The organism is Streptomyces milbemycinicus (assembly GCF_002154605.1).
Classification (GTDB): Bacteria; Actinomycetota; Actinomycetes; order Streptomycetales; family Streptomycetaceae; genus Streptomyces; species Streptomyces milbemycinicus.
Map to the genome: position 1 here is coordinate 1 of NZ_MUNE01000818.1, position 2561 is coordinate 2561.

2 protein-coding genes are annotated in these 2561 nt (G+C 72.0%); both read left to right on the forward strand.

Annotated features, from left to right (window positions below):
- On the forward strand, positions 1-1010 hold a 1010-nt coding region (locus CCN51_RS46955; protein ID WP_107426272.1), incomplete at its 5' end, for a C40 family peptidase.
- A 289-nt stretch (positions 1011-1299) separates the two neighbouring features.
- Positions 1300-2532 (forward strand): PP2C family protein-serine/threonine phosphatase, encoded by a 1233-nt coding sequence (locus CCN51_RS46960; protein ID WP_014177680.1) that lies wholly within the window; start codon positions 1300-1302, stop codon positions 2530-2532.
- Positions 2533-2561: the final 29 nt, after the last annotated feature.

The following is a 2561-nucleotide window of genomic DNA, read 5'->3' on the forward strand; positions in this document are numbered from 1 at the left end:
CGGCGCCGCGTGAGCCCACGCCCGGGGCCGGGGCGGAGTCGGGGGCCGGGTCGGAAGGGGCCGCGGGCAGCAGTCTGCAAGAGGTGCACAAGAAGGTGCAGGGCCTCTACCGCAAGGCCGAGGCGGCCACGGACGCGTACAACCTGGCGCGCGAGAAACAGGCCCGCCAGGAGAAGCGGATCGTAAAGATCGCACAGTCCGTGGTGAAGGCACAGAAACGGATGACGGGCCTGCGGAAGCGGGCCGGGGCGGTGGCCCGGGCCCAGTACCGCAACGGCGGAATTCCGCCAGAGGCACAGCTGCTCCTCGGCGACGACCCGGAGAGCTTCCTCGACGACATCACGCTGGCGCGCAAGGGCCAGCAGGCGACCCGGGGCCTGATGAACCAGCTGGAGAAGACGCAGGCCACGCTCGACGGCTATGCGAAGGCGGCCACCCGGGAGTGGGAGCGGCTCGACTCCAGCCGCGCGAAGAAGGCCGCGGCCCGCAAGGAGATCCGGGCGAAGCTGGCCAAAGCCAAGCGGTTGGAGTCCCGGCTGAAGGCGAAGGAGCGGGAGCGGCTGCGGCAGCTGGAGGAGGAGCAGCAGCGCCAGGCGCAGACGACCTGGCTGGGCTCCGGGATACTGCGGAAGATTGGCGGAAAGGGCACCTCGCGGGGGCTGCGGGCGGTGGACTTCGCGACCGCTCAACTCGGCAAGGACTATGTGTGGGGCGCGGAGGGCCCCGACACCTACGACTGTTCGGGGCTGACCCAGAGGGCCTGGGCCGTGGGCGGCCGTTCGATCCCGCGCACCTCGCAGGAGCAGTGGCGGCAGCTGCCGAAGGTGAGCGTCGAGCGGATGCGGCCGGGGGACCTGATCATCTACTTCAAGGACGCGAGTCATGTGGGGATGTATGTAGGGGACGGCGCGATCATCCACGCGCCGCGCCCGGGGCGGCAGATCACGGTCGCCGGGGCCGGCTCGATGCCGATCCTCGGTGTCGTACGCCCGGACGGGGTTGAGGGCTGAGGCTGAGTCTGTGGCCGGGCCGGGCCGGGGTCAGGAGCTGAGCCCAGGCCGGGAGCTGAGGGGCTATTCGGTCATTTCACCCTGCGTAGGCGTGATGTTTGTCATCCCACGGCCATCCCCCGGCGCGTCAAGTCCCTTCAGGGCTTTGGCATATGACAAAAGTGGCTGTCCGAAGGTCATTCCGCTGGGGCCTGCCCTAGCGCTATGGTCGCCTCTCAGTGTCCGGCGCTGGGTCGTGTGAACGGCCGCCTGAGCGCCGCGCTCTCGGGGGGAGGGAAGGAATCGAGCGATGTCCGTACCCGCGACCGGGCAGCTGGAGGCGCCGGCCACCGAGGCCCTGCCTGCCGCGCCGCCCGACAACGGGCTCACCCTGCTGGTGATCGGGGAAGACCCCGCCGGCTCCTTCATCGTCCCCGAAATGCTGGACACCGAGGGGAACCGGGTCCGTATCCGTACGGCCCGCAATCTCACCGAGGCCGAGCGGCTGCTCACCGATGACGTCCAGTGCATCCTGCTGGACCTGGCCCTGCCCGGCCCCTGCAAGAAGGCCGAGGACGAGCTCGACGCCCTGCACGCGGTGCTGCGGCTCGCACCCGCCCACGCGGTCCTCGTACTGACCGCCGTGGAGGACGGGGAGCGCGCCGCCGAGGCCGTACGGGTCGGCGCCCAGGACTTCCTCTTCCGCGACGAGCTGGACGGACGGCTGCTCAGCCGAGCCATCCGCTACGCCGTCGAACGCAAACGCTCCGACCTTGCCCAGCGCCAGCTGACCGAGTCCCGGCTGCGGGCCCAGGAGAACGCCCGGCTCGAGCGCGGGCTGCTGCCCACCCCGCTGCTGCAGGGCTCGGGACTGCGCTTCGCCGCCCGCTACCGGCCCGGCCGCAGCCGCGCCTTGCTGGGCGGCGACTTCTACGACACGGTCCGCACCCCGGACGGCACCGTCCACGCGATGATCGGCGACGTCTGCGGACACGGACCCGACGAGGCCGCCCTCGGCGTCGAGCTGCGCATCGCCTGGCGCGCCCTGACCTTCGCCGGGCTCTGCGGCGACCAGTTGCTCGGCACTCTGCAGCAGGTCCTGGAGAACGAGCGCGCCGACGAAGAGATCTTCGCGACCCTGTGCACCGTCGACATCACGCCGGACGGGCGGCGGGCCGGGGTGTGCCTGGCCGGCCACCCCGCACCGCTGGCGATACGCGCCGGGCGCGCGCCCCGGCTGCTGCCCGCCGACGACAACGGCCCGGCCCTCGGCCTGCTGCCGGGCGCCCGCTGGCCGCGCCGGGAGATCGAGCTCGGCGGCTCCTGGAGCCTGATGATGTACACCGACGGGCTCATCGAGGGGCGCGTCGGGAAGGGCGTACAGCGGCTGGGCCAGGAGGGGATGGTCGACATCGTGGCCCGCGGGCTGACGGCGGGGCTGCGCGGCGAGGAGCTGCTGGACAACACCGTCACCGAGGTGCGGGCGCTCAACGGCGGTGAGCTGACGGACGACCTGGCCGTGCTGCTCCTCGACCGGGGCTGACCCCCGGGCGGGGCTGACCCCCGGGCGGG